The following is a 22,854-nucleotide window of genomic DNA, read 5'->3' on the forward strand; positions in this document are numbered from 1 at the left end:
GTCGCACGCGTACAGTATTGCGGTGTTGGCCTGATGCCGCCTGATCCCGGACCCCGCGAGAGGACATGCCTGCTGATAGATGCAGAGCTGCCGTACCTTCTGGAACTGTACCGTCATCTGCACCGGAACCCCGAACTTTCCGGGATGGAGGAAAAGACCGCAGCGACCCTGGCCCGGGAACTGGAATCGGTGGGGGTCGAGGTGATTTCAAACCTGGGAGGGCATGGCGTGGCGGGGATTCTCCGCAACGGTACCGGTCCGGTCGTTCTTGTCAGGGCGGATATGGATGCACTCCCCATCGAAGAGGAGACCGGCCTCCCGTATGCAAGTGTTGTTCGGACCACGGATAGCACAGGGGCGCCCGTGGGAGTGATGCATGCCTGCGGGCATGACATCCATATGGCGGTACTGGTAGGAATCGCAAGGATCTTTTCCAGGATGCGGGACCGGTGGGGGGGAACCCTGGTCTTCGTGGGGCAGCCCTCGGAGGAAATGGTCTCCGGTGCAAAAAAAATGGTGGATGAAGGTCTTTACACCCGGGTCCCCCATCCCGACGCAGCCCTCGCTCTCCACGTGGGCCCGGACCTCCCCCCAGGCGTTATTGGGTACCGGGAGGGGATCTTCTCGGCCGGGGCGGATTCGATCGATATCGAGGTACGGGGCATCGGAGGGCATGCCGCGCATCCCGACCAGACCCGCGACCCTGTCGTGATCTCCGCCACGATGATCCTTGCATTCCAGACGATCATCACCAGGGAAATTCCCCCGAACGAGTTTGCCATCCTGACCGTGGCATCGGTCCACGGGGGGACGAAACACAATGCAATCCCCGACCAGGTGGACCTTCAGGCAAATATTCGTTACTTCAAGCCCGAAATCAGGGAACTTCTTCTCGAGGCAATCCGAAGGGTGGCGAATGGCGTGGCCCTGGCGGCAGGGGTTCCCGCGGACAGGATGCCGGTTGTCCGGGTAGAGACCGAATCGGTCCTCCCACTGGTCAACGACCCCGGGCTCTCGGAGAGGATCGCCCTTGCGTTCATCAGGAATCTTGGGAAAGACAGGGTGAAAAAGATCGAACCTCTCTCGGGGAGCGAGGATTTCGGATTTTTCGGGATGGTCCGGCCGCCCGTCCCCTTGTGCTATTTCCGGATCGGGACGGGAAGCAGTCCGGTCGAAGGCCAGGGGCAGGCATACCTGCACAGCAGCCGTTTTGCCCCGGACCCGGGCCCGGCCATCGTGTCCGGTCTTGAGGCGATGTGCATCGCGCTGCTGGAACTTACGGGAATACCCGATCAGCAGACATCCGAACCCTGATAGTGCTCGATCTCCCCCCAGGGGACAAGCTTCTTTCCTGATATCACCGATACCGGGCCGTGCCCGCCGCAGATCAGGCAGGGGCGATCCGATCCCGGTACTTCCTGGCTGGTGGCTTCTGCGAGCTCGAGGAGCGCCCGCCGCTCCTTCTTTGCAAGATCGCTGTCCACGTTCACCGAGGTTACCAGAAACACCGCGAGGGAATTATAGGTCGCCCGTTCGGGGGTAAGATATTCGAAGTTGATCACGGTATCGGAAGTGAAAAGGAGGCCGACACGGGGAGAATAGACGAATATCATGCCATGGGTATGGCCTCCCATACCTTCGAGTATCTCGAATTCAACACCGGCAAGCGTGAACGTGGAGACTACAGGGAAGATCCCCCGCATGGAAAGCGGGACGGTGGGGACGACCTGGATCTCCTCCGACGGCGCAAACCCTGAGAACAGGTTGATCATGGTGGTGTATACCTCTTCGAGGATCGATTCCTCGCTCCTTGAACCATACGCACGATTCGCAACCCTGATGATGTCCAGCGTACCGGGGTGCATCAATGCAGGGACCCGGTAGTGCGACCCTGCCCCGCAGTGGTCCGCATCTGCATGAGTAATAATGATCCGGGAGAGATGCTTCAGTGCATCAGGGGCATACTGGCGGATCATCGCGGAAATTTCCGGATAGTAAATACCATACCCTGTGTCTATCATCACCGCTTCCCCGGCGGCTTCAAGTATGAACACGTTCCCTCCGCAGGGCGGCTGGAAACAGGATACGGTGATCCCCCCGCCCGCCGGAATTATCTGAACGTCGGCATAAAATTTCGACCCTGTCGTCGCTTTTAATGACCTGCCCGTGACCAGGACGCTCTCGAACGCTTTCTTCGGGTCCTGCCCCAGGTTCATCAGCTCCTGGGCGATATGATTGATATCCCCAAGCAGCTGCATCAGGAAACGGTCCTCGGAATCCCCGATAATCTCCCGGATATTCTGTGCGAAGCGGAGGTAAAAGACCGTGTCATCGAGGTGCAGCCCCGAGTTGTCGTATTCGATGATCTCGATCCGGTAGCGGGATTTCAGTTGATCGAGGAGCCGGTCCGCACCGGCATTGTCTTCAAGATTGAGACTTATGGTAAGCCTGTCCGGGTGCCGGCCTTTATCATCGAAATCGATGAACGCGATATTTGCCTTGCAGGCGGTCGTATAGTGGAGGAAGTCGGAGAGTGCTCCGGGCCGGTGAGAGATATACACATAGAACTTGAGAAAACTCAGCGGTTTTAAAGAAGACTGCAGGTATCCTATTGCGTTCAGTTCTTCGGTCATCCGCTGGTAGGAGTCTTGGTCTGCCGTCACCTCAAAAAATACGGTGTAGGGGTCTATTCTCCGATCAAACTGTATCCGATTGATATTTCCGGAGTAACGGGTGATTATTTCCGCTGCCCTGTGCAACGATCCGGGCTGATCCGGTACTCTGGCAATGAACGAGCGTTTTTCCATTCTGGCACCCTGTAAATTGGTCAGGGGGTACTATTGGGGGTGTCGTTCCATCAAAGTTCCCCATCCGGGAGAGAGTTTATATTCAGTGGTGTGAATTGTTTTTACTATACGGTTCCCTTCGGGGGGGGAATTCCAAAATACCAGGATTTCTATGCAGCATCAGCAGGTATTTGTGGTGGATGACGATCCCATAGTGGCAAATCTCATTGAATTACGGCTGAAAAAGATGGGGTACGGGGTCTCGGGAGTCTCCCACAATGGTACGGATGCGCTGGAGAAGATCCGCGGGTGCCACACGGATGTAGTGATCATGGACATCAACCTTCCCGGGTCGCTTGACGGTATCCAGACTGCAGGCAAGATCGCGGCATCCCATGATATCCCGGTTGTGTATCTCACCGGAGACCAGAATCCGACTACGTTCGAACGGGCGAAGTCCGGTTCGGAATGCCAGTACCTGGTAAAACCGTTCAAGGACTCCGACCTTCACATTGCGATCCAGCTCGCGATATCGCGGCACGACATATTCAAGGAGGTGAGCAGGCAGAACCGGTTCTGCCAGAGTATCCTCTCGAGCGTGAGTGACGGGATCATCGCCACCGATACGGAAGGCTTCGTATCCTTCATGAACCCGGCTGCCCAGGTGCTTACGGGAGTCCAGAGTATATCGGGGAGAAAAACACATGTCCGGGAGCTGGTCTCCATCATCAGCAACGGGAACGGGCAGGCCATGGAGAACCCGGTCGATCTTGTAACAAGGACCGCGGATATCGCCGGGTTCCCGCAGGATGCAGTCCTTATCAACCACAACCGCGAGAAGATCCATGTCGACGGCTGGGCAGGTCCCTTGTACGACGAGAAAGGAAATCCCAAAGGGATTCTCCTCTATATCTCCCCGAAACCAAGAAAAAACCTGTTAAAATTTACCGGGAAGGTGCTCTATTAAGTGTACCCGACCGATCGCTTTTTCGGTCGGGAAGGTCTTTCGGCGAAACGCCGGCAGAATACCTGGACATTTCTTTGGAGTCCCGGGTTGATTCCCAAGGGGGTCCTTCTTACCGGGCCCTGCGGACATCCCGATGCCATATGTCGTGAAAAACAGACTACAGTGGCTAAAAATGGAAAATACGAGTATTTTTCAATAAAAAAGATTGAGGCTATTCCGAGTCAGTTTCGTGCACGATCATCAGCGAACCATAGATGATCTTCTCCAGCACCTGTGCAACGTACTTAATCTGCTGAGCCCGTTCCAGGTCCTCGTTCCTGTGGATATCCGCATGGATCTGGATCCTTACAAGGGCAAAACGCAGCCGGTCGAGGGTCTCATCGTCCATCCGGGACGCCTCCCGGTACACGGGCTCAACAATATCCGGCAGGATGCGGACATTTTCGAGCGCAGGGCCTATTATCTTGTAAATTTCCAGAGGCTCTTCGCGCCCGGCAAGAACCGCGGTGTAGTCCATCTACTCCTCGACGACCCTGATCAGCGACTCCATTACCTTGTCCACGCTCTTCCAGGTGGGACTCGCCATGCTCCGGAGGATAAACGGCCTCCCCTCGTCTCCTGCTTTCCTGATCTCGGGGTCGAGGGGAATGCTGCCAAGGTACGGCACGTCCAGTTCCTTGGCGATCCTCTCTCCTCCGCCCTGGCCGAAAAGGTCGATCTCTTCCTTGCAGTGCGGGCAGATCATCACGCTCATATTCTCGACGATCCCAATCACCGGGACTTCAAGCCTCTCTACGAACTTTGCAGCCTTGAGCGCGTCCATGGTAGCGACATCCTGTGGTGTGGTGACGATCACCGCACCCCGAACATTGGGGGCGAGCTGGACCACGGTCAGGGCTTCGTCACCGGTGCCCGGGGGCAGATCAACGACCAGGAAATCAAGGGCCCCCCAGTCGACGTCCTCCAGGAACTGCTGGATCGCACTCATCTTCATCGGGCCCCTCCAGATCACCGGGGTGCTGGTATCAGGCAGGAGGAATGCCATCGAGATGACACTCAGATTCCCTGTTACCCTCACCGGCTCTATCTTGTTACCCACTGTGGTCAACCGGTGGCTCTCGATTCCCAGCATCTTGGGAATGTTGGGGCCGTGAATATCGAGGTCAAGGAGGCCGACCTTGAACCCATGGGTCGAAAGTGCATAAGCAAGGTTTACCGAGACCGTAGACTTCCCTACACCTCCCTTTCCGGAGAGCACCATGATCACGTGCTTCACATCGATCTTTGCTTTCGGGGGAAGACTCATCGACTTTGCCTGGGGATTTCCTGCGCTCGGACAGGATTCGGCGGACTTGCAGCCCTCGCACGTACCCGGGCATTCCTCTTCGTTTGCGTTACCGGCCATAAAAAATCACATCCTATCGGTTAGTACCGATATATATTCGATCAAAAAACTTAAAGAGTATACCGATGCTGCAATAAAACGTAGTACCGTCGATCCGAGTGACCGCGGGTTTCAGCGTTTCACCGCATCGTCAAGGATCCGGTTGCAGAGCGCGTCCATCCTTCGTATCAGGGGATTTTCCCTGGGGACAGAACGATACTCCACATTCTGGAACATTCCTTCACGCTCTTTGACCCTCCGGTACAGTGGGAGGAGATGAGCGGCCCTGACCGCGTAGCGACCGTTAAGTTGCCGGATGACGAGCTCGCTGTCGGAAAAGACCGTAACCGATCCGTGAGAGAATCGTGCCCCGGCGTCGAGCGCCGCTATGACCGCCTGGTATTCCGCCTCGTTGTTCGTTGCCTTTCCCAGGAATTTTCCCGTTTCATCAAGTATCCTGTCCCGATCGCAGACGAGGTAGGCATACGCGGAGGGGCCGGGGTTCCCCCTGGACGCTCCGTCGGTATAACAGGTCAGCCCCGGATCTTCGTTCGTCAGGTTCATCTACAACATGAGGGAATTGAACCGTTTTTAGGGTTCCGGAACCCTGCCGGAGGGACACGGGTGAACGACCGATGCATTTTAGAACAGGGACACGGTACTGATGGGTATGAAACCACTCGTGGTGCGGCTTCCTTTTCTCGAGTTTCCTCCGGATCACACCTGCGACGGAGGGGATCGTTCTCCTGAGATCCGCCTTTCGGGACTCGACGCCCAATCGATCGCGATAATGGCTGTAAATCCTTTTCAGCCGTCATGCTGCTCGTTTTCCCCCTGGATCATCTGGAATATCGAACCCATGGAAGAGATCCCCGCGGGCATCCCGAAGGAGATGGTGGTGACCCACCCCATCAATGCAGTGCAGGGAATGAACGACTTCGGAAAGATGGGGTACTCAGGCCCGTGTCCCCCGCACGGGGCGACTCACCGTTATGCGTTCAAGGTATACGGGCTGGACAGCATGCTGGACCTGGAACCGGGCTCCCCGAAGAATGCCCTGATCGAGGCCATGCAGGGCCATGTCCTCCAGTACGGAGAAACAATGGCGCTGTACACCCGGTGAACTGTCCGGGAGAGGAGATACGGTGACAGTCATCCCCAAAAACGAGCCGGTCCCGTAATGCCTGTCAGGTTCTCTTGAGGATCCGGGAATTGAAAATAAAAGGAAACATTCATTTCGACTGAATTTGAACCGAAGTGCAGAGTGAAATGATATGGAAAATCTCTCCATAAAATTCCAGGCAGTGAATCTCCCGGTACTGCACACCTGCGACGGGGAGGATCTCTCCCCTCCGTTCGAGGTGTCGGGTATCGATACGAATCGGGTGGTCACCATCGCAGTAGTGATGAGTGATCCCGACGCATCCGGAGGCTTTACTCACTGGGTGATCTGGAACCTGAAACCCCACGGAAAGGTCCCCGCCGCGATCCCCCCGGAACCCGTGGTCATGACACCCGTGGAAGCGATCCAGGGGAAAAATTCCTACGGGCTTATCGGGTACAGCGGGCCCTGTCCACCGCAGGGTCAGACCCACCGTTATGATTTCAAGGTCTACGGCCTGGACACCACTCTGGGACTGGCCCCCGGGGCGACGAAACCCGAACTGCTGAAGGCAATCGAAGGACACGTCGTCCAGTACGGGGAAGGATTCGTCGTGTACGGTAAATAAGAACCACACGCGACGGTTTCAACGAATCCGGGTTTGCCTGAATGGAGCATTGGTCGTCACGAACCGGGTTCATCCTCGCGGCCATCGGTTCGGCGGTAGGTATAGGAAATATCTGGCGTTTTTCTTCTGTAGTCGGCCAGAACGGGGGTGGGGCATATCTCATCCCGTATATCGCCGCGTGTTTTCTCGTTGCTGCACCACTGATGATCCTCGAGATCACTGTCGGTCGTTATTACCTCGCCGATGTGGTAACCTGTTTCCGGAAGATCGATGAACGGTTCAAGATAGCCGGCTGGCTGGTTGTGGGAATCGTATTTCTTGTTCTCTCCTACTACCTGGTCATTACCGGGTGGACACTGGGGTTTGTCATGCTTTCCGTTGCCCACACCGGCGAAAATTTCGGCGACTTCATCTCGGGAGCAACCCCGGTATATCTTTTCCTGGCCTGTGCCGTGATCGCAGGTGTCGTGGTGGCAGGAGGAGTGAGGAAAGGGATCGAACGCGTATCCATCCTTCTTGTCCCCTTCATCTTCATTATACTGGCCGGGCTTCTGGTATACTCCGCGAGCCTGCCGGGCTTCGGACAGGGATTGACATACTTTCTTTCTCCGGATTTCTCGGTGCTCTCTAACCCGCTCCTCTGGAGTGCCGCGTTCGGGCAGGCGTTCTTCTCGCTCTCGGTCGGCCAGGGGATTCTGATCACCTACGGGGCGTATCTTTCTAGAAGTGTCGATGTGGCCCGCTCATCGATCATCATCGTCCTCGCCGATCTCTGCGTCTCGCTTATGGCGGGAATCACTATCTTCTCCCTGGTGTTCACCTTCGGGCTCGAACCAGGGATGGGAGCGACACTTGCGTTTTCCACAATTCCAAAAGCGTTCGCGTCCATCCCTTTCGGAAATATACTTTCTTTCGGGTTCTTTGTGCTCCTGTTCTTCGCAGCCCTCACCTCCGCCATCTCCATGCTCGAGGTGAGCGTGGCCGCATTTACCCGGAGTTTCGGACTTTCACGGGTCAGAGCCGCCGGGTTGCTCGTGACCATGCTTGTCATCGTGGGCCTTCCTTCCGCCGCAAGTTACAGTTCCCTCGGTTTCTCCCTGAACGGAATCCGGTTCCTGGATTTTATGGACGAAACCGTGGGGACGCTGGGAATCCCGGTCGCCGCGATGATCACTTCGATAGCATTTTCATGGTTCATGGACCGGAAGGTGCTCGAAGGGGAACTGATGACGTACCGTGGCCTGAGAAGAATTATAATTCCGGCGTGCAGGTATGTCATACCTGTCGTGCTGGCGGGATCGATTGGTGCTCGTCTCGTGCTCAACCGGGATTATCCCGCGTGGCATGTGATCCCGGGGGCTCCTTTCCCCGGGAATCTCATTCAGGGGGCCGGTACATTCCTGATACTGGGGGGCATTCTTCTCGTAATTTTCATAAGCTGCAGGCTCTCCGGGTGCAGCTGGGTCCGGAAATTACCGTTCTTTGGAGAGAAAAAGGCCCCCTGATGTCCCGATTAACTCCTCCACGCCGGTTCCTGCGCTATTCCACATCTTCATATACTGCCAGCAGAAAAATTATGCACTATGGAAAAGCGGGATCTGGCGATCGTAATAGCAGCCCTTGCGATAGTCATCGTCCTGGCGCTGGTCGTCAAACCCGCACTCACCGGGAAACCACCGGACCTGAGCATCCCGATTCCGGGCACCGAACCTACGCCGAGCCCTACGCCCACGCTCCCGGACTGGGCGAAAGATTACTATGCATCGTCAACCACATCGGCTACGCCCGTCCCTACCCCCTCGCCGACCTGGAGCGGGCAGTCGCAGACCCTGGGGATTGTGGGACCCGGCAGCACCCCCGAACCCACCCTCTCCCATAGCCGGCTGCCGGAAGAGCCCACGCCTGTGCCCGAAAAAATGCTTGTCTACGCTACCATAGACGGGAATTACGGCGGAATGACCGAGAATATCTCTATGCCCTTCCCGTATTGGGAACTCCAGTACACAGTTGAGCCCTGGGACCGTTTTGTCGGGGTTACGGAGTCCAAAGCAGGGGGGATTGCCAGCTCTATGGGAACCCAGGTGTTCCCGTCCTTTTCCATCGAGGTCCGGGATGCTTCAGATCCCGATCGGGTCATCCGGACCATCGAACCCGCGGGAGGGCTCGACCCTGATCTCTGGGGGAGGGGGGATGATTACGATCCGCGTCCCTGGGTCGAGAAGTTCTATGAAGGGACCTCGAGGGGGTCCTATTACTTCGTCATTAAGCCGCATATGATCCGGTCATATCACATAGAAATCCTGGTACCCGAACGATACCTTGGAAATTACTAGCCTGTATCCCACCTGGGGAGATCAGACCGGGAAAAAAAGAATTTGTATTCTGTATCCCGGGGACGGCTTGATATCCCGTCCCCTTCGCCGCGGGTTCTTTAACGGTTATTCGAGGTCCAGTTTCCTCTTGCCCATCGATTCGATGTAGGGAATCTCTTTTCCGACCTCTACGGCAGCAGTCTTGTCTGCGGGAATCTCGATCTCGAAATTGGTGAACTCTTTCATGTCCATCAACGTCGCAGTCGTCCCTGCCACCGTGATCACCTGCCCGCTTTTCCTTTCTACCACCGGGATGTAGGTCTTTGCCGAGACTGGCTGGACGATGGAGCGCTTGACTCCGTCAAAGATCCCCACCGCATCTATACGCGCCTTTGCCGCGCCATGCTTGCCGGGCTTCGAGACCGAGATGGACAGTATCTTGCAGGGCTCTTCTTCAATGACCATGTAGCGGCCTTCCTTGAGTTTGCCTATTTCTGTTTGTTCTTTCATTGTATTCACGCTCGCTCACAAACGCAGTAGTAATTTATCATAACCAGATTACATAAATACACCGTAGGAACGCACCGGTTTGATACCATGGAATTCCTCTCCTCGTGTGAAGAAATGGCGGCATTGGTGCAGGATGCGATAGAGGATCTTGCCGGGAGGCCTGCAGGCGGGGAAGTCGTGGGGATGGGTGCTGACGGCACGCCGACCAAGAAGATCGACCTGGTTGCGGAAGACTGCATTGTATCCTACCTGGAAGATCATCCCCTGTGCAGGACCCTGATTAGCGAAGAAGCAGGGATCGTGTCCATGAAGGGGGATGCCGGGACCATCTTCCTCGACCCGGTGGACGGGACGTTCAACGCAGTTGCGGGGATTCCCTTCTATGCGCTTTCCCTTGCATATGCCGAACACGGCAGGGTCGAGAAAGCATTCGTGAAAAACCTTGCAATCGGGGAGACTTTCACAGCGGTAAGGGGAAAGGGGTCTTTTATGGACGGGTCCCCGATCAGGGTCTCCGCGACCTCCCACCTGGACCGCAGTGCCATGAGCATCTACGGGAGGAAGTTTGATCCCCGGAGGATGACACCACTTGGCCAGAAGATACGGAGGTGGCGTCTCCTGGGAGCGTCCGCACTCGAGTTATGCTACCTTGGATGCGGAAGGATAGACGGGTTCATCGATCTTCGCGGAACCCTCCGGGTAACCGACGCCGCGGGAGGTATGCTGGTATGTACGGAAGCGGGAGGGGTTGTCAGCGATCTCGAGGGGTCGCCCCTGTTCTTCCCCGACGAGGTGACCATTGGAAAATGCATGGTGGCGACCAACGGCACCCTGCACGGCAAAGTAATCGAGTACCTGAGGTAACACCCATGCGATTTCTGCTTGTCTCACGGATAGACACTACGGACGCACTCAGATATACCCTGGAACTCGGCGATCTCCTCTCCGGAGCAGGCCACGAGGTTCAGTATGAGCAGAACACCGCCAGAACAGCAGGTCTCCCCTCCGGAATGGCATTTCCGGATGCCGATGCCGATATTATCGCCACGGTAGGAGGAGACGGTACCATTCTTCTCGCGGTCCAGAGCCTGCGCCGGCAGATCCCCGTCATAGGGATAAACTGGGGCGAGGTAGGCTTCCTGGCAGACCTTGAACCCGAAGAGGCGAGTCCTTTTTTGCTCTCATTGCAACCGGATTTTCCTGTGGAAAAGAGGATGCGTATCTCGCTCTCCATGGACGGGAAGGAACTCGGAGAAGCACTGAACGAGGCCCTCATCGTCACCAGTCGTCCGGCCAAGATGCTTCGGTTTCTCGTAATGGTAGATGGAAACCCCGCAGAAAGGTTCCGCGCGGACGGCCTTCTGATCAGCACCCCTACGGGCTCGACGGCATATGCGATGAGTGCCGGGGGGCCGATTGTCGACCCCCGTATCGAAGGAATCCTGCTCGTGCCCCTGGCACCCTACCTTCTTTCCTCCCGTCCCCACCTTATCAGCAGCGGCCGTTCCCTCGAGATCCGGTTGGAGAGTGCGAAACCCGCCAACCTTGTGATCGACGGTCAGTCCACCATCGTTGTGGGCGAGAATGCATCCATATCCGTCACGAAATCCGTGAACCCGGCATTATTCGTCACGACCGGGAAGAACTTCTTTGAAAAGGTGGACCGGAAGCTCAGGCGACTTTGAGCCTGGGGTCTTATGCGCATATGAGAGTTATTATCACTCCTGCCGGGTATACCGTGCAGTGGTGACAAGTGATGGATCAGACTATCCGGACCGATTTTAATTATGCGGAGGCATCCGCCGCGCTGAAAACGGCACTAGGATTGAAGACTTCTCCGGTCGCGATAAAGCTCGCCACAAGCAGGGCCGATATCCCCGAGGGCATGGAAAAATTCGAGGGAACAGTGAGGCACTGCCAGATGGTGAGTATCGCCCGGAAAGAAGGCAGGGCATTCTATGCAACCGTGGACAACCACGAATGCATGGGCGGTGCCTGGGCGCTCGGCCTCCGGGAGATCACCGAGACCCTGAAAACCGGACATTTTTACTTCAAACTGGGCAAATACGAGAGCACTGCGGCATGTAAAAGGACCATCGACAAAATTCCCCACGTTGAATCGGGTGCAACATTCGCAACACTCTACGCCCCCCTTGAAAAAACCAGTTTCTCGCCTCACATCGTACTAATCGTCGCCCCCCCCCGGACCATGCTCAAACTCGCACAGGCAAGCCTGTTCAAATACGGTGGAAGGATAGTCTCGGAATTTTCGGGTATCCAGTCCGTCTGCTCCGATACCACCGCCCAGACCTACCTGACCGGGAAACCGAATTACAGCCTGGGGTGCGACGGTTCCAGAAAATTCTCGGGAATCGAGGATGACGAGATGGTGATGGGGTTCCCGATCGAGATGCTCACGGATATGGTGGATGCCGTCCGGGTGGTCACCGCTGCTCCAGGCTCAAAAAAATAATTTTTTTTTTCGTCGAATTTTTCCCGCCCCGTAATTCGAGACGGGCCAACGATAAACATTTTTTTGTTTTGCCCGCATAGAGCCAGGAAAGATAATTCGCATGATATGACGCTCCCTGGGCTGCGCCCCGCCGCGGGCGTCCCAAAAGGATAGGCTGTGACTGTCGTATGCTCACGATCCAGTACGATTGATAGCGGGAGTACACTGCCCGTTCTCTATTGAATCATTCCGGCGCTCCGGAGCGGATTTAACCTTTTTCCCGGGATATCGCGACGGGGGCTGCCGGAGACGCGGGGGTGGAGCCCCGGGAACATCAAACAGTAAGAATGTAGAAAAAGCCAGTTTTTCGTTACCGTTTTTCCCTTTTAATGCGTTTCCCGTTTTGCCGCCGCAACGGTCACGTTGTCCCTGCTTGTCCGCAGCGCATCATGGACGAGTGCCTCGCAGAGATGGGAGAACGGGACAGTTCCTGAAATTTGCGCTATCTCAGCGTCGGAGAGCCCGTCGATCAAGCCGTCGGAGCAGAGCATTAAAAGATCTTCATCGTTCATCCGGAGGTCGTAGAGATCAGGGGAATCCCCCGGACGCCCCGCGATACGGGTGACGATATTTTTCATCGGATGACGGTTCGCCTCCTCGAGCGTGAGAATGCCCCGTGAGACCATCTCCATGACCCTCGAATGATCGACGGAGAGCCGGACCGCTCCTTCAGGTCCGATGGAATATGCCCTGCTGTCACCCAGGTTTCCAAGTATCCCGTGCCCTTCCTCGCGGATAAGGGCGGCCACCAGGGTGGTCCCCATGCCCTGCCATGCGGGTGTCGCGATGCCGCGGGAAAACACTTCATTGTCGGCGGAAGAGAACCCCTTCTTCATTATAATCCGTAAAACACCGTGATCCGGGTCCGGGGAGTCCGCGAGACCCCGCCCGACTGCACGATGAAGCTCCTCCAACGCCAATGCACTCGCGATATCACCCGCGGGATGACCTCCAAGACCGTCTGCGACCGCGATGAGGGTGAGGCCCTGAGGAAACTTCCATACCCCGCACGCATCCTCGTTCCTGGGACGGATGCCACGGTCGGTCAAAAAACAGGTCTTCATATGATTCACCCCGGCGAGGACATATGCCTCATTCGACGGTCAGGGGTATTGATGTATTCGAAATTATAAATTTATGCCCGGGAAGACCGGAAAAACGGGCGCTCAGTTCTTTTCGAGGACAAGGATCCTTCTCGTCAGGCTCTTATGGACGCGCTGTCCGTATGAGTCCACGATCCTGAATTTTCCCATGGCAAGGTCGCGAATGTCCCGGTGAGTCACCAACACCACCCTCTTTCCTGGTTTTAGCACTCTCCTCATCTCGGTGAGCGAATCATTATAGAGGGACTCAATGCTCGAGGCTGCGATGCAGACCGACTGCCCGTACGGCAGGTCTGTAACGATCGCATCGAATGTACCGTCCCGAAACGGCAGGTCTGTGGAATCAGCGATAACCAGTTCCGCCGAAGGAACGTTCATCCTGCTCCCCTTCACCATCAGGGGATCGATATCGCTTCCCACTGACGATGCCCCGATCATCACTCCTTCCAGGACGATCCCCCCGGTTCCGCTGAAAGGGTCGAGCATCAGTTCGCCGGGCAGGACCCCGGAAATATTCACCAGGGCCCGTGCCGTCAGGGGCATCATAACCCCGGGATGGAAGAAAGGACGATCTCCGGGGCGCCTCCTAGAGAACGAACCACGGTCGATGGCGAAGAGCACACGACCGAAGTAGCAGGTGTCGCCCGAGAGGACCGCCCGGTATTCTTCCTCCGGGTGATCGAGAGAAACCTTCCCGTGTATCTGGGAACCTATCTCACGTTCCAGTTCCTGGCGGGAATCTTCCATCAGGCTTCCCTCTATCTTCTTGACCCTCCCTGAAAACGAGCGGGATGTTGCGATATCCAGTTCCCCGAGCATTTTCCGGAACGCCTTCCTGTTTGCGGGGCATTGCCCGAGATATTCGATCACCACGTGGGTCAACGCCAGCCTTCTCGCCCTGTCCGTGTCGGCACAATCCCCTACCACCACCTGGGGCCTCCGCTCGAGGATACGGGCGCAGGAGGCCACCTCGGCCGCCGGAAGTTCGGGGTGTTCCCCGGAGAGCTCGAAGATCAGCTTCATTCCATCTCAATTGGGGTCAAATATTCAAATATCTGTGTTTCGTGCAGCATCAGTGACGAAGGATTTATTCATGGACGGGATATAGGGGGTGCCGTAGAGAAAAGGAGGTACCAGGATGAGTAAGATCGCGGTGCTGATCGCCGATATGTTCGAAGACGTTGAGTATGCAGAACCCGCGGAAGGCTTTAAAAAGGCCGGGCATACCCTGATCCACGTGGGTCTCAAACCGGGGGCTGTCGTCCGGGGAAAACACAACAGGGAAAAGGTGCTCATCGACCGCTCGGCGGATGACGTACACGTCGCCGAGTTCGACGCCCTGTTCATCCCCGGGGGGTACTCTCCCGACGGGCTTCGCGCCCATCCCGGGCCTGTGAAATTCGTGAAGGACTTTGTCGAATCGGGGAAACCTGTTATGGGGATATGCCACGCGGCCCAACTCCTGATTACTGCGCAGGTCCTCGGGGGTAGGAGAGTTACCGGATGGGTCTCAATTGTCCAGGACATAAAAAATGCAGGGGCTGATTACGTGGACCAGGCGGTAGTTGAGGACGGCAACCTCCTCTTCTCCCGTAACCCCGGGGATATCCCCCGTTTCATCGAGGCCTCGCTCAGGAAAATGAAGGAAGCGGGATGATCTACGGGAGACCTACTTCTTCCCTTTCAGCCCGCTGAAAAATCCCTTTTTATGCTCCAGGGGACGGTTCCCTTCCAACTCCATGATCCGTTCATAGAGTTCCTTCTGTTCCCCCGAAACGTTCTTCGGGGTAACGATCTTCACCCTCACCAGCAGGTCACCCGGTTTGGCCCGCCTCCTGACCCCTTCACCCGGGATCTTGAGGGCCGTGTTGTGCTGGATCCCTGCCGGGATATTCAGCTCCACCTGGCGTTTATCGATGGTCTCGACCTCGGTTACCGATCCGAGCACCGCCTGCGCAGGGGAGACCGCGACGATGGTCTCCAGGTTGTCCCCGTGACGGGTGAACCTGTCGTGCGGCCTCACATAGACCTCGATGAAGAGGTCCCCGTTCGGTGCCCCGTAATCCCCGGCTTCACCGTAACCTTCCATACGGAGCCTCATCCCGCTCTCGATACCGGCCGGGACATGGACCGAGACCTTTCGCTTCACCTGGGTATGGCCGGTTCCCTTGCACTCGGGGCACCTCTTCTCCGGGACCCTGCCCCGCCCGTGGCACTCGGTACAGGTGCTCATCCTCACGAACTGGCCGAAGATGGTCTGGCTCATCTGGCGCATCTGTCCGGTCCCCCCGCACCGGGTACACGTGATCAGCTTCTTGGTCTCGCTCCCGGTCCCGTTGCAGGCAGGACACGCCTCGGAATGGGTGACCTCGATCTCACGGTCCGTCCCGAAGACCGCATCGTCCAGGTTGATCTGGATCTTCATGAGCAGGTCATGGCCCGGTTGCGGGCCGCTCTGCTGGCGCCCTCCGAAACCCCCGCCGAAGAAGTCGAAGATATCCCCGAAGCCGCTGAAATCTGCGGAGAAGCCTCCTCCTCCGAAGCCGCCGCCCCCGGTGTAAGACCCCCTCGAGGCGTTGGTATAGGTGTCGTGGCCCATATGGTCGTACTGGGCCCGTTTCTGCGAATCTGAGAGCACCTGGTAGGCCTCGTTGATCTGCTTGAACTTTTCTTCCGCACCCGGTTCCTTGCACACATCGGGGTGATACTTCCTCGCCAGGTTGCGGTACGCCTTTTTTATCTCTTTCTCGTCAGCGTTCCGCGGAACTCCGAGGGTCTCGTAGTAGTCTCCCGATGGCATGGAGTTCACTCATCTTTTACCTTGAAGTCGGCGTCCACCACATTGTCCTGGTTCCCGGTATCGCCCCCGGGGCCGCCCGCCCCGCCCGTCGCCTGGGCCTGCTGCGCCTGCTGTTCGGCCTGGACTTTCTGGTAGATTTTGGTGGTGACGGCATAGATCGCCTCGGTCAGCGCTTCCATCTGCTTTTTTATCTCGTCGCTGTTATCGGACTCGAGCGCTTTTTTGACCTCCGCAACCCCGCTCTCTATCTTCTCCCGGTCGGCGGGCTCGATCTTGTCCCCGCTCTCCTTGAGCATCTTTTCTGCGGAGAAGACCGCGGTGTCGGCCATGTTGCGCAGTTCTATCTCTTCTTTCTTCTTCGCGTCTTCCTGCTCGAACTGTTTCGAGTTCTCAACCATCCTCTTGATCTCGTCTTCGGAGAGTTTCCGGTCGCCCTTGATGGTGATTGCCTGCTGGTTCCCGGTTCCCAGGTCTTTTGCAGATACGTGCAGGATACCGTTGGCATCGATATCGAAGGTCACCTCGATCTGGGGAATGCCCCGTGGAGCCGGGGGTATCCCGGTAAGCTGGAACTTGCCCAGGGTGAAATTATCTTTGGCAAGTGCCCGCTCGCCCTGTACCACATGGATCTCCACACTGGTCTGGCCGTCGGCTGCAGTGCTGAAGATCTGACTCTTCCTCGTGGGAATGGTGGTGTTTCTCTCGATAAGCTTTGTCGCGATACCGCCCAGGGTCTCGATCCCCAGGGTGAGCGGGGTTACATCGAGGAGCACAATATCCTTCGTCTCGCCGGTGAGCACTGCGCCCTGGATTGCTGCCCCGAGCGCCACGCATTCGTCCGGATTGATCCCTTTGTCCGGCTCCTTGCCCATGATCTTCTTCACGGTCTCCTGGACCAGAGGGACCCGGGTCGACCCGCCGACCAGCAGTACGTGGTCTATCTTCTCGGGGGTAAGCTTTGAATCGGAGAGGGCCTGTTTCACGGGCCCTACCGTGGATTCCACCAGGTCACCGATCAACTGTTCGAGTTTCGCCCTGGTGAGGTCGATATCGAGGAACTTGGGTCCCGTGGGACCGGTCGTGATATAGGGGAGGTTGATGTTGGTTTTGCTCTTCTGGGAGAGCTCGATCTTCGCGTTCTCGGACGCGTCTCTTAACCGCTGCATCGCGATGGGATCGGTCTTGAGGTCGATGCCTTCCTTTTTCCTGAATTCTTCGACCAGGTAGTCCATCACCCGCTTGTCGAAATCGTCTCCGCCCAGGAAATTGTTGCCCGAGGTAGCCTTTACCTCGAAGACGCCGTCGCCGAGGGTCAGGATGGAGACGTCGAAGGTCCCGCCGCCGAGGTCGTACACCAGGACCGTGACGTCGTGCTCCTTATCTATGCCGTACGCGAGTGCGCTCGCGGTGGGTTCGTTGATGATCCGCAATACCTCGAGACCCGCGATCTCCCCGGCGTCCTTGGTCGCCTGCCGCTGGGCGTCGTTGAAGTAAGCGGGAACGGTGATGACCGCCTTTTTGATCTTCTCCCCGAGATACGCCTCGGCATCTATCTTCATCTTCTGGAGGATCATTGCCGAGATCTCCTGGGGGGTATACTGTTTCTCGTCGATCTTCACCTTCTCGCCCGAACCCATCTTCCTCTTGATGGACTGTATGGTACGTCCGGGGTTGGTGATGGCCTGCCGCCTGGCCAGGCTCCCGACGAGACGCTCGCCGTCCTTGGTGAAGGCGACCACCGAGGGAGTGGTCCGCTGTCCTTCCGCGTTGGGGATCACCGTGGGTTTTCCTGCCTCCATTATCGCCATGCAGGAGAAGGTGGTCCCCAGATCGATTCCGAGCACTTTTTCCGTTGCCATATCACTCACACTCTTTTCCTTTCGAGACTGCAACCTTCGCACATCTGATGACCTTATCGTGCATCCTGTAGCCCTGGCAGACCTGGTCGATCACCACGCCCTCGTCATGATCCGAGGGCACGTATGCGATCGCCTCATGTTCGGCAGGATTGAACTTCCTGCCCCTGGACTCTATCCTGGTAATGCCGTGGCGCTCGAGCACCGCGTCGAAGAGCTTGCTGATCTGCTCCAGCCCTTCCCGTACGGCGCCGTTCTCGGCAGATAAGGCACGTTCGAAATTATCCGCCACTTCAAGGAGTTCGATCGCGAATTCCTCGATGGCAAACCTTACACGCTGGTCGAGATCCCGGGAGACCCGCCTCTGGTAATTTTCAAAATCCGCGGCGAGCCGGAGAAATCGATCGTTAAGGTCATCGTATCTCTTCTGCATCTCATCCGGTGCGGGAGAGCTCTCCGGCGATTCTTCCCTGGAAACCGATTCTTTTTTCGTTTCAGGGTTCACTGGAGCCCCCTCTTCTGATTGCGTCATACGATGATCAGTATCTATTGCATTGTGGTTCTATAAATAATTTCTGATATTTCGAAAAAGGGAAATCAAACCAAATGTGAGTTTATTATCAAAATGAAGGCTGAAAATAACCTATTTGCGGCGGTATGATCTCTTTTTTGACACCGCGGGAGCCGCTTCACGCATCTTGGGGGGGAGGACGTCCCACCGCCAGAGCCCGCAGGAGAAGAACTGCTCGGGATGATGTTTTCCCTTGTAGTACTCCTTCAGAAACTCGATCCAAAGAGAGTACAGCTCGGGATGAATCGATTTCACATGCTCCGATTCGCTCTCAAGCATCGCGGGACACATCCAGCACCCTACCCGCTCGAACCCCATCTCATACAGGGGATTTACCGGGAGTTCCCGCCACCATATGTAGAGAAATACCTCGAGCGCACGCCAGTTCCGTATCGGGGAGATGTTCACCTGTGCCGGGTTGAACGGGTTGACCGCAACCGGGGGGAGGTTCGCCCGGGCAAACGATTCGTACCACCGGTTACCCTGGACCGTTACGCACGGACCGGTTTTTTTCCGCCATTCCTTGACCGGTTCGAGCTTGAGGCATTCGCAGCACCAGCGCTTGTCCTTCTTCGGGGGGCCCGCTTTCCGCACTTCCTTCCAGAAATCACCCCCGAAAAGCCGGACCTGGAGGTCATGACGGGACACGAACTCAAGGGTTTCCGGAAATTCAAGACCCGTATTGACGAAATATGCAGTGGTGATCCCGGCCCGCCGGGCGAGCTCGAGGGCCACCGTACTGTCCTTCCCTCCTGAGAACGAGACATTTGCCTCCGGCCGGTCATGCATGTGCTGCCTGATGAACCGTACCGCGTTCCGCTCGAGGTTATGGAGGTGATACCGGTTGCGTTCGACCACGAGATCCCATCCGGGATCTGCCTCCTCGCGAGGCTGAATGACGCCGATCTGTTTGATCCGGACGAAACCTCCGGATAATTGTCCCACGCCGTGGAGTTTTCCGGATCTGACGACCACACTGCCGTCTGCAAGCGACGTTCCTACGGCGACTTTCTTCCCCCCGATTCGCTTACCGGGATGCGTTCCCGGTTCACCGATATCCACGATTCCTTTCGTTATCCAGGGGAGGATCGCCGGAAGTCCCTCGAATGCGAGGTCAAAGGAGTAGGTCCTGCCGAAGGGATCGAATGAGAGCCAGCCGAGACGGGTCCCGTTGGCGATTACCAGGTCTTTCCTGTCGGTCCCGCCGGTCTTGTTCAGCAGGATGATCCTCGGGATTCTGGCGACCCCGAACCTTTTCGCGATCAGGGAGCGGATGATCTCCATGTCCGCGGAAAGCGCAGGCCGTACGTCGTACGGCTGGAGGAGCTCGAGCGGGATCCCCTCCGCTCCGCACCCGCAGGTCCTCCCGATCAGCGGGACGTTGCATTCCCTGCACCAGTACAACAGCTTCTTTACCGGCGGCTCTCTCATTTCCATACTACCTTGCGCAGGTGAGCGGATAAGAATTCACCATGGGGACCATCAATCACACGGGACAGGGTCAGGCTCATTATCTCCCGCTGCCCATTACACCTCATGAAGTGGGCACTGCTTTCTGTCTGGGACAAGACAGGAATTATCGAACTCGCCGGCTCCCTGGCATCCCGCGGGGTGGGGATCCTCAGTTCGGGCGGCACAGGAAGAGCCCTCCAGACCGCAGGGATTCCCTACACTGAGGTATCCGAATATACCGGGTTTCCGGAGATGATGGACGGGAGGGTGAAGACCCTCCACCCCCGCGTCCATGGAGGACTCCTCGGCCGGCGGGGAATCGACGACTCGGTCATGGAACAACACGGCATCCGCCCCATCGACCTTCTGGTGGTGAACCTCTACCCCTTCGAGGAGATGGCGAAGAGCGGAAAAGGGCTGGATGAACTGGTCGAGTACATCGATATCGGTGGACCGGCCATGATCCGCGCCGGAGCAAAGAATTTCCGGGACGTGGCGGTGCTGGTCGACCCGAACGATTACGGCATGGTAGGGGAGGCGCTCGATTCCGGAGGGTTCCTTCCCGAACAGAAACTCGCCCTCGCAAGGAAGGCGTTCGCCAGGACCGCCGCGTACGACGCGGCTATCAGCAATTACCTCTATGGCCTCGACGATATGTTCCCGGCGGTCTACACGGTGCAGCTCACCCACGGGAGGAGACTCCGCTACGGAGAGAACCCCCACCAGCAGGCTGCGGTCTACGGCTCAGGCGGGGTGGCCCTCCAGACCCCCCTCCAGGGAAAGGAGATGTCGTACAACAATTATCTCGACCTCCACGCCGCCTGCGGACTCCTGAGGGAGTTCGATCAGCCCGCGGCGGTAATCGTGAAACATAACAACCCCTGCGGCGTCTCCACCGGGGAGTTCATCTACGACGCGTATGTAGACGCCAGGGAGGTGGACCCTGTCTCGGCGTACGGGTCGGTGGTCGCGTTGAACAGGGAGGTCGGCGCGAAACTCGCCGAAGAGATCTGCGGGACGTTCGTCGAGGTGATCTGCGCCGAATCGTTCACCCCCGAAGCACTCCGGATAATGTCCCGGAAGGAAAACATGCGAGTGCTCGCGCTCCCACCACCGGTCGGCGGAAACGAGATCAGGACCATCGACGGCGGGGCGCTGGTCCAGCACACTCCCCCGTACCAGGAGCACTGGAAGGTCATCACCGACAGGGATGCGACCGAGGAGGAGATGAAAGCGCTCCGTCTCGCCTGGAAGGTCTGCAAGCACACGCGGAGCAACACCATCATATTCGCCAACGCGAAGAAAGTCCTCGGGATCGGCGCCGGGCAGATGAGCCGGGTGGACGCGGCGAAAATTGCCATTGACAAGGCGCTCTATCCCCTTAAAGGCTCTGCGGTGGCCTCGGACGCATTTCTCCCGTTCCCGGATACGCTCGAAATTGCCGCCGCTGCCGGGGCAACAGCCCTTGTGCAGCCGGGCGGATCGATCCGGGACCAGGAAGTCATTGCCGCGGCTAACAGGCTTAATATGGCAATGATCTTCACCGGAATCCGCTATTTCCGTCACTGACGGGAAAGATCAGACCTCACATTTTTTATTTTCCTACACTGAATTCTCCCGGGAAGGTGAATAGTATGGAATACGGTTCGATGATCGGGAGTTCGATGGAGTATGCGAAAGACGCAGTATGGGGAAAATGGACCCGATGGGTTCTGCTGGTAATTTCCACGATAATTTTCCCCCTGATACTGGGGTATATCATGGAGATTTATCGGGGTGCGACACCCGCGCCGGAGATGGAACACTGGGGCAAAAAATTCATTGACGGGCTGAAATTCTTAGTAGCTGCCCTTATATATGCCATACCGGTCCTGATTGTTATCTTCCTTTTCATCGGGATCGCAATCCTGGCCTTTATGCCGTTCTCCTCGACCATGGGATACACGCCCATGAACCCGGCCCTGATCGCCGGTGCCATCGCGGGGGTTATCGTCGGGATCATAATCGCGATCGTCGTGGGGATCCTGGTCACCCTCTTCTCCACCATTGGGCTTGTCAGGATGGCGAGAGAAGACCGGTTCGGAGAAGCGTTCAATTTTGGTGCGATTCTGGCAACAATCCGCCGGATCGGGTGGGGGAATTACATTGTCGCACTCATCGTGCTCTGGATCATTTCGCTCATCCTCGGACTGATCCTGGGCGCTCTCGCCGCCATTCCGTTTATCGGCTGGCTTATCTGGCTGTTCCTGTTCCCGCTCCTCCTGATCTTCGAATCGCGCTATGTTACACAGATATACGATGCAGCGGGACCTGAGACAAAATCAAAAGAGTGACCGGAATTGTAACACTTATCAATCCTTTTTTATTTGATTCCGGGAAGAATCAACTGCCACTCTGAATGGGGATCTCCCGTGATCCCGAAAAAGGAGTTCCTGGAATGTAAATTTTCCTGTATTCACATAACCTGTGAATCCAGGTTTTTTTCCATTTCCTCATTGATCTTCTTGGCAGAGGTGTACGCATCGTACATCCCGAAAATCCAGACGATTATTCCCGGAACGATAAAGAGCGCGAATCCGACCAGCTCGGCAAAAAGCAGGAGAATCCCTTTCAGGTATTGCCCGTTATAGAACTGCCCCAGGCCCGAGAGGATCAATGAAAGGATCAGGGCTACAACCGGGTTCTTTTGTGGTTTTTTATTCTGGATGACATTCTCAGATTCCGCTTCCATATACTGTCCTCAACGCTGAACCATTACTGATAAAAATTAATTAACTTTTGCCACGGTTTTCACACATGCGCCGTGATACTGGTAAAAATATCTGCCGATGTCCTCAAAAAATTGTAAAACACACGAGATTATTTATATTC

At 56.6% G+C, this 22,854-nt stretch carries 24 protein-coding genes; 12 read left to right on the plus strand and 12 right to left on the minus strand.

Going from position 1 to position 22,854, the window contains the following annotated elements:
• Nucleotides 1–33: 33 nt before the first annotated feature.
• Nucleotides 34–1,314 carry a M20 metallopeptidase family protein gene (locus J2741_RS02415; protein WP_209673456.1) on the plus strand — a complete coding sequence of 427 codons (1,281 nt, stop codon included), beginning with the start codon at nucleotides 34–36 and terminating at the stop codon, nucleotides 1,312–1,314.
• On the opposite strand, the gene J2741_RS02420 is transcribed toward J2741_RS02415, so the two are convergent.
• The gene (locus J2741_RS02420) at nucleotides 1,293–2,663 is read right to left on the minus strand and encodes an MBL fold metallo-hydrolase (RefSeq protein WP_342452207.1); all 1,371 of its coding nucleotides are present in this window, start codon (nucleotides 2,661–2,663) and stop codon (nucleotides 1,293–1,295) included. The two genes, J2741_RS02415 and J2741_RS02420, sit on opposite strands and share 22 nt — an antisense overlap.
• A 295-nt stretch (nucleotides 2,664–2,958) precedes the next feature.
• On the opposite strand from J2741_RS02420, the gene J2741_RS02425 reads away from it, so the two are divergent.
• Nucleotides 2,959–3,753: an ATP-binding response regulator gene (locus tag J2741_RS02425; RefSeq protein WP_209673458.1), complete on the plus strand. Its 795-nt coding sequence runs from the start codon at nucleotides 2,959–2,961 to the stop codon at nucleotides 3,751–3,753.
• Between the two features lie 211 nt (nucleotides 3,754–3,964).
• Here the strand turns inward: J2741_RS02425 and J2741_RS02430 are convergent, their stop codons facing one another.
• From J2741_RS02430 to J2741_RS02440, 3 genes are all read right to left on the minus strand, one after another.
• On the minus strand, nucleotides 3,965–4,270 hold the full coding sequence (locus J2741_RS02430; RefSeq protein ID WP_209673459.1) for a hypothetical protein: 306 nt from the start codon (nucleotides 4,268–4,270) through the stop codon (nucleotides 3,965–3,967).
• On the minus strand, nucleotides 4,271–5,158 hold the full coding sequence (locus J2741_RS02435) for an Mrp/NBP35 family ATP-binding protein (protein ID WP_209673460.1): 888 nt from the start codon (nucleotides 5,156–5,158) through the stop codon (nucleotides 4,271–4,273).
• Between the two features lie 111 nt (nucleotides 5,159–5,269).
• Nucleotides 5,270–5,701 carry a ribonuclease HI family protein gene (locus tag J2741_RS02440; protein WP_209673461.1) on the minus strand — a complete coding sequence of 144 codons (432 nt, stop codon included), beginning with the start codon at nucleotides 5,699–5,701 and terminating at the stop codon, nucleotides 5,270–5,272.
• Nucleotides 5,702–5,807: 106 nt separating this feature from the next.
• Here J2741_RS02440 and J2741_RS02445 point away from each other — a divergent pair, with 106 nt between their 5' ends.
• From J2741_RS02445 to J2741_RS02460, 4 genes are all read left to right on the plus strand, one after another.
• Nucleotides 5,808–6,260 carry a YbhB/YbcL family Raf kinase inhibitor-like protein gene (locus J2741_RS02445; RefSeq protein ID WP_209673462.1) on the plus strand — a complete coding sequence of 151 codons (453 nt, stop codon included), beginning with the start codon at nucleotides 5,808–5,810 and terminating at the stop codon, nucleotides 6,258–6,260.
• 151 nt (nucleotides 6,261–6,411) lie between these two features.
• Nucleotides 6,412–6,867, plus strand: a complete 456-nt coding sequence (locus J2741_RS02450) for a YbhB/YbcL family Raf kinase inhibitor-like protein (RefSeq protein WP_209673463.1) — start codon at nucleotides 6,412–6,414, stop codon at nucleotides 6,865–6,867.
• 41 nt (nucleotides 6,868–6,908) lie between these two features.
• The gene (locus J2741_RS02455; RefSeq protein ID WP_209673464.1) at nucleotides 6,909–8,372 is read left to right on the plus strand and encodes a sodium-dependent transporter; all 1,464 of its coding nucleotides are present in this window, start codon (nucleotides 6,909–6,911) and stop codon (nucleotides 8,370–8,372) included.
• Between the two features lie 78 nt (nucleotides 8,373–8,450).
• Entirely contained in the window at nucleotides 8,451–9,200 is a 750-nt protein-coding gene (locus J2741_RS02460) for a hypothetical protein (protein ID WP_209673465.1), read from the plus strand.
• A gap of 105 nt (nucleotides 9,201–9,305) precedes the next feature.
• Here J2741_RS02460 and J2741_RS02465 read toward each other — a convergent pair whose 3' ends face one another.
• Nucleotides 9,306–9,689 (minus strand): translation initiation factor IF-5A, encoded by a 384-nt coding sequence (locus J2741_RS02465; protein ID WP_209673466.1) that lies wholly within the window; start codon nucleotides 9,687–9,689, stop codon nucleotides 9,306–9,308.
• An 87-nt stretch (nucleotides 9,690–9,776) separates the two neighbouring features.
• Here J2741_RS02465 and J2741_RS02470 point away from each other — a divergent pair, with 87 nt between their 5' ends.
• From J2741_RS02470 to J2741_RS02480, 3 genes are all read left to right on the plus strand, one after another.
• Nucleotides 9,777–10,553 (plus strand): bifunctional fructose-bisphosphatase/inositol-phosphate phosphatase, encoded by a 777-nt coding sequence (locus J2741_RS02470; RefSeq protein WP_209673467.1) that lies wholly within the window; start codon nucleotides 9,777–9,779, stop codon nucleotides 10,551–10,553.
• Between the two features lie 5 nt (nucleotides 10,554–10,558).
• Nucleotides 10,559–11,374 (plus strand): NAD(+)/NADH kinase, encoded by an 816-nt coding sequence (locus J2741_RS02475; protein WP_209673468.1) that lies wholly within the window; start codon nucleotides 10,559–10,561, stop codon nucleotides 11,372–11,374.
• A 71-nt stretch (nucleotides 11,375–11,445) separates the two neighbouring features.
• On the plus strand, nucleotides 11,446–12,162 hold the full coding sequence (locus J2741_RS02480) for a DUF169 domain-containing protein (protein WP_209673469.1): 717 nt from the start codon (nucleotides 11,446–11,448) through the stop codon (nucleotides 12,160–12,162).
• 365 nt (nucleotides 12,163–12,527) lie between these two features.
• Here J2741_RS02480 and J2741_RS02485 read toward each other — a convergent pair whose 3' ends face one another.
• A complete protein-coding gene (locus tag J2741_RS02485) occupies nucleotides 12,528–13,265 on the minus strand; it encodes a PP2C family protein-serine/threonine phosphatase (RefSeq protein ID WP_209673470.1) in 738 nt (245 codons plus the stop codon).
• Nucleotides 13,266–13,367: 102 nt separating this feature from the next.
• Nucleotides 13,368–14,327, minus strand: a complete 960-nt coding sequence (locus tag J2741_RS02490) for a methyltransferase domain-containing protein (protein ID WP_209673471.1) — start codon at nucleotides 14,325–14,327, stop codon at nucleotides 13,368–13,370.
• A 115-nt stretch (nucleotides 14,328–14,442) separates the two neighbouring features.
• Here J2741_RS02490 and J2741_RS02495 point away from each other — a divergent pair, with 115 nt between their 5' ends.
• Complete coding sequence (locus J2741_RS02495; RefSeq protein WP_209673472.1) at nucleotides 14,443–14,961, plus strand: type 1 glutamine amidotransferase domain-containing protein; 519 nt, start codon at nucleotides 14,443–14,445, stop codon at nucleotides 14,959–14,961.
• Nucleotides 14,962–14,973: 12 nt separating this feature from the next.
• On the opposite strand, the gene dnaJ is transcribed toward J2741_RS02495, so the two are convergent.
• The 4 genes from dnaJ to J2741_RS02515 all read right to left on the minus strand — a co-directional run bounded on the left by dnaJ (nucleotide 14,974) and on the right by J2741_RS02515 (nucleotide 19,962).
• Nucleotides 14,974–16,104, minus strand: a complete 1,131-nt coding sequence (gene dnaJ / locus J2741_RS02500; protein WP_209675428.1) for a molecular chaperone DnaJ — start codon at nucleotides 16,102–16,104, stop codon at nucleotides 14,974–14,976.
• 5 nt (nucleotides 16,105–16,109) lie between these two features.
• Nucleotides 16,110–17,963, minus strand: coding sequence for a molecular chaperone DnaK (gene dnaK, locus J2741_RS02505; RefSeq protein ID WP_209673473.1), 1,854 nt, complete (start codon nucleotides 17,961–17,963; stop codon nucleotides 16,110–16,112).
• Between the two features lies 1 nt (nucleotide 17,964).
• A complete protein-coding gene (locus J2741_RS02510; RefSeq protein ID WP_342452208.1) occupies nucleotides 17,965–18,465 on the minus strand; it encodes a nucleotide exchange factor GrpE in 501 nt (166 codons plus the stop codon).
• Nucleotides 18,466–18,603: 138 nt separating this feature from the next.
• Nucleotides 18,604–19,962: a phosphoadenosine phosphosulfate reductase domain-containing protein gene (locus tag J2741_RS02515; protein ID WP_209673475.1), complete on the minus strand. Its 1,359-nt coding sequence runs from the start codon at nucleotides 19,960–19,962 to the stop codon at nucleotides 18,604–18,606.
• 105 nt (nucleotides 19,963–20,067) lie between these two features.
• Between J2741_RS02515 and purH the strand changes: the two genes are divergently transcribed.
• Together purH and J2741_RS02525 are read left to right on the plus strand one after the other, a co-directional pair.
• Nucleotides 20,068–21,552 (plus strand): bifunctional phosphoribosylaminoimidazolecarboxamide formyltransferase/IMP cyclohydrolase, encoded by a 1,485-nt coding sequence (purH, locus tag J2741_RS02520; protein ID WP_209673476.1) that lies wholly within the window; start codon nucleotides 20,068–20,070, stop codon nucleotides 21,550–21,552.
• Nucleotides 21,553–21,617: 65 nt separating this feature from the next.
• Entirely contained in the window at nucleotides 21,618–22,316 is a 699-nt protein-coding gene (locus J2741_RS02525) for a DUF4013 domain-containing protein (protein WP_209675430.1), read from the plus strand.
• Between the two features lie 122 nt (nucleotides 22,317–22,438).
• On the opposite strand, the gene J2741_RS02530 is transcribed toward J2741_RS02525, so the two are convergent.
• Nucleotides 22,439–22,714 carry a DUF5683 domain-containing protein gene (locus J2741_RS02530; RefSeq protein WP_209673477.1) on the minus strand — a complete coding sequence of 92 codons (276 nt, stop codon included), beginning with the start codon at nucleotides 22,712–22,714 and terminating at the stop codon, nucleotides 22,439–22,441.
• Nucleotides 22,715–22,854 lie beyond the last annotated feature (140 nt).

The sequence above is a fragment of the Methanolinea mesophila genome, from assembly GCF_017873855.1.
In the GTDB taxonomy this organism is placed as follows: Archaea; Halobacteriota; Methanomicrobia; order Methanomicrobiales; family Methanospirillaceae; genus Methanolinea_B; species Methanolinea_B mesophila.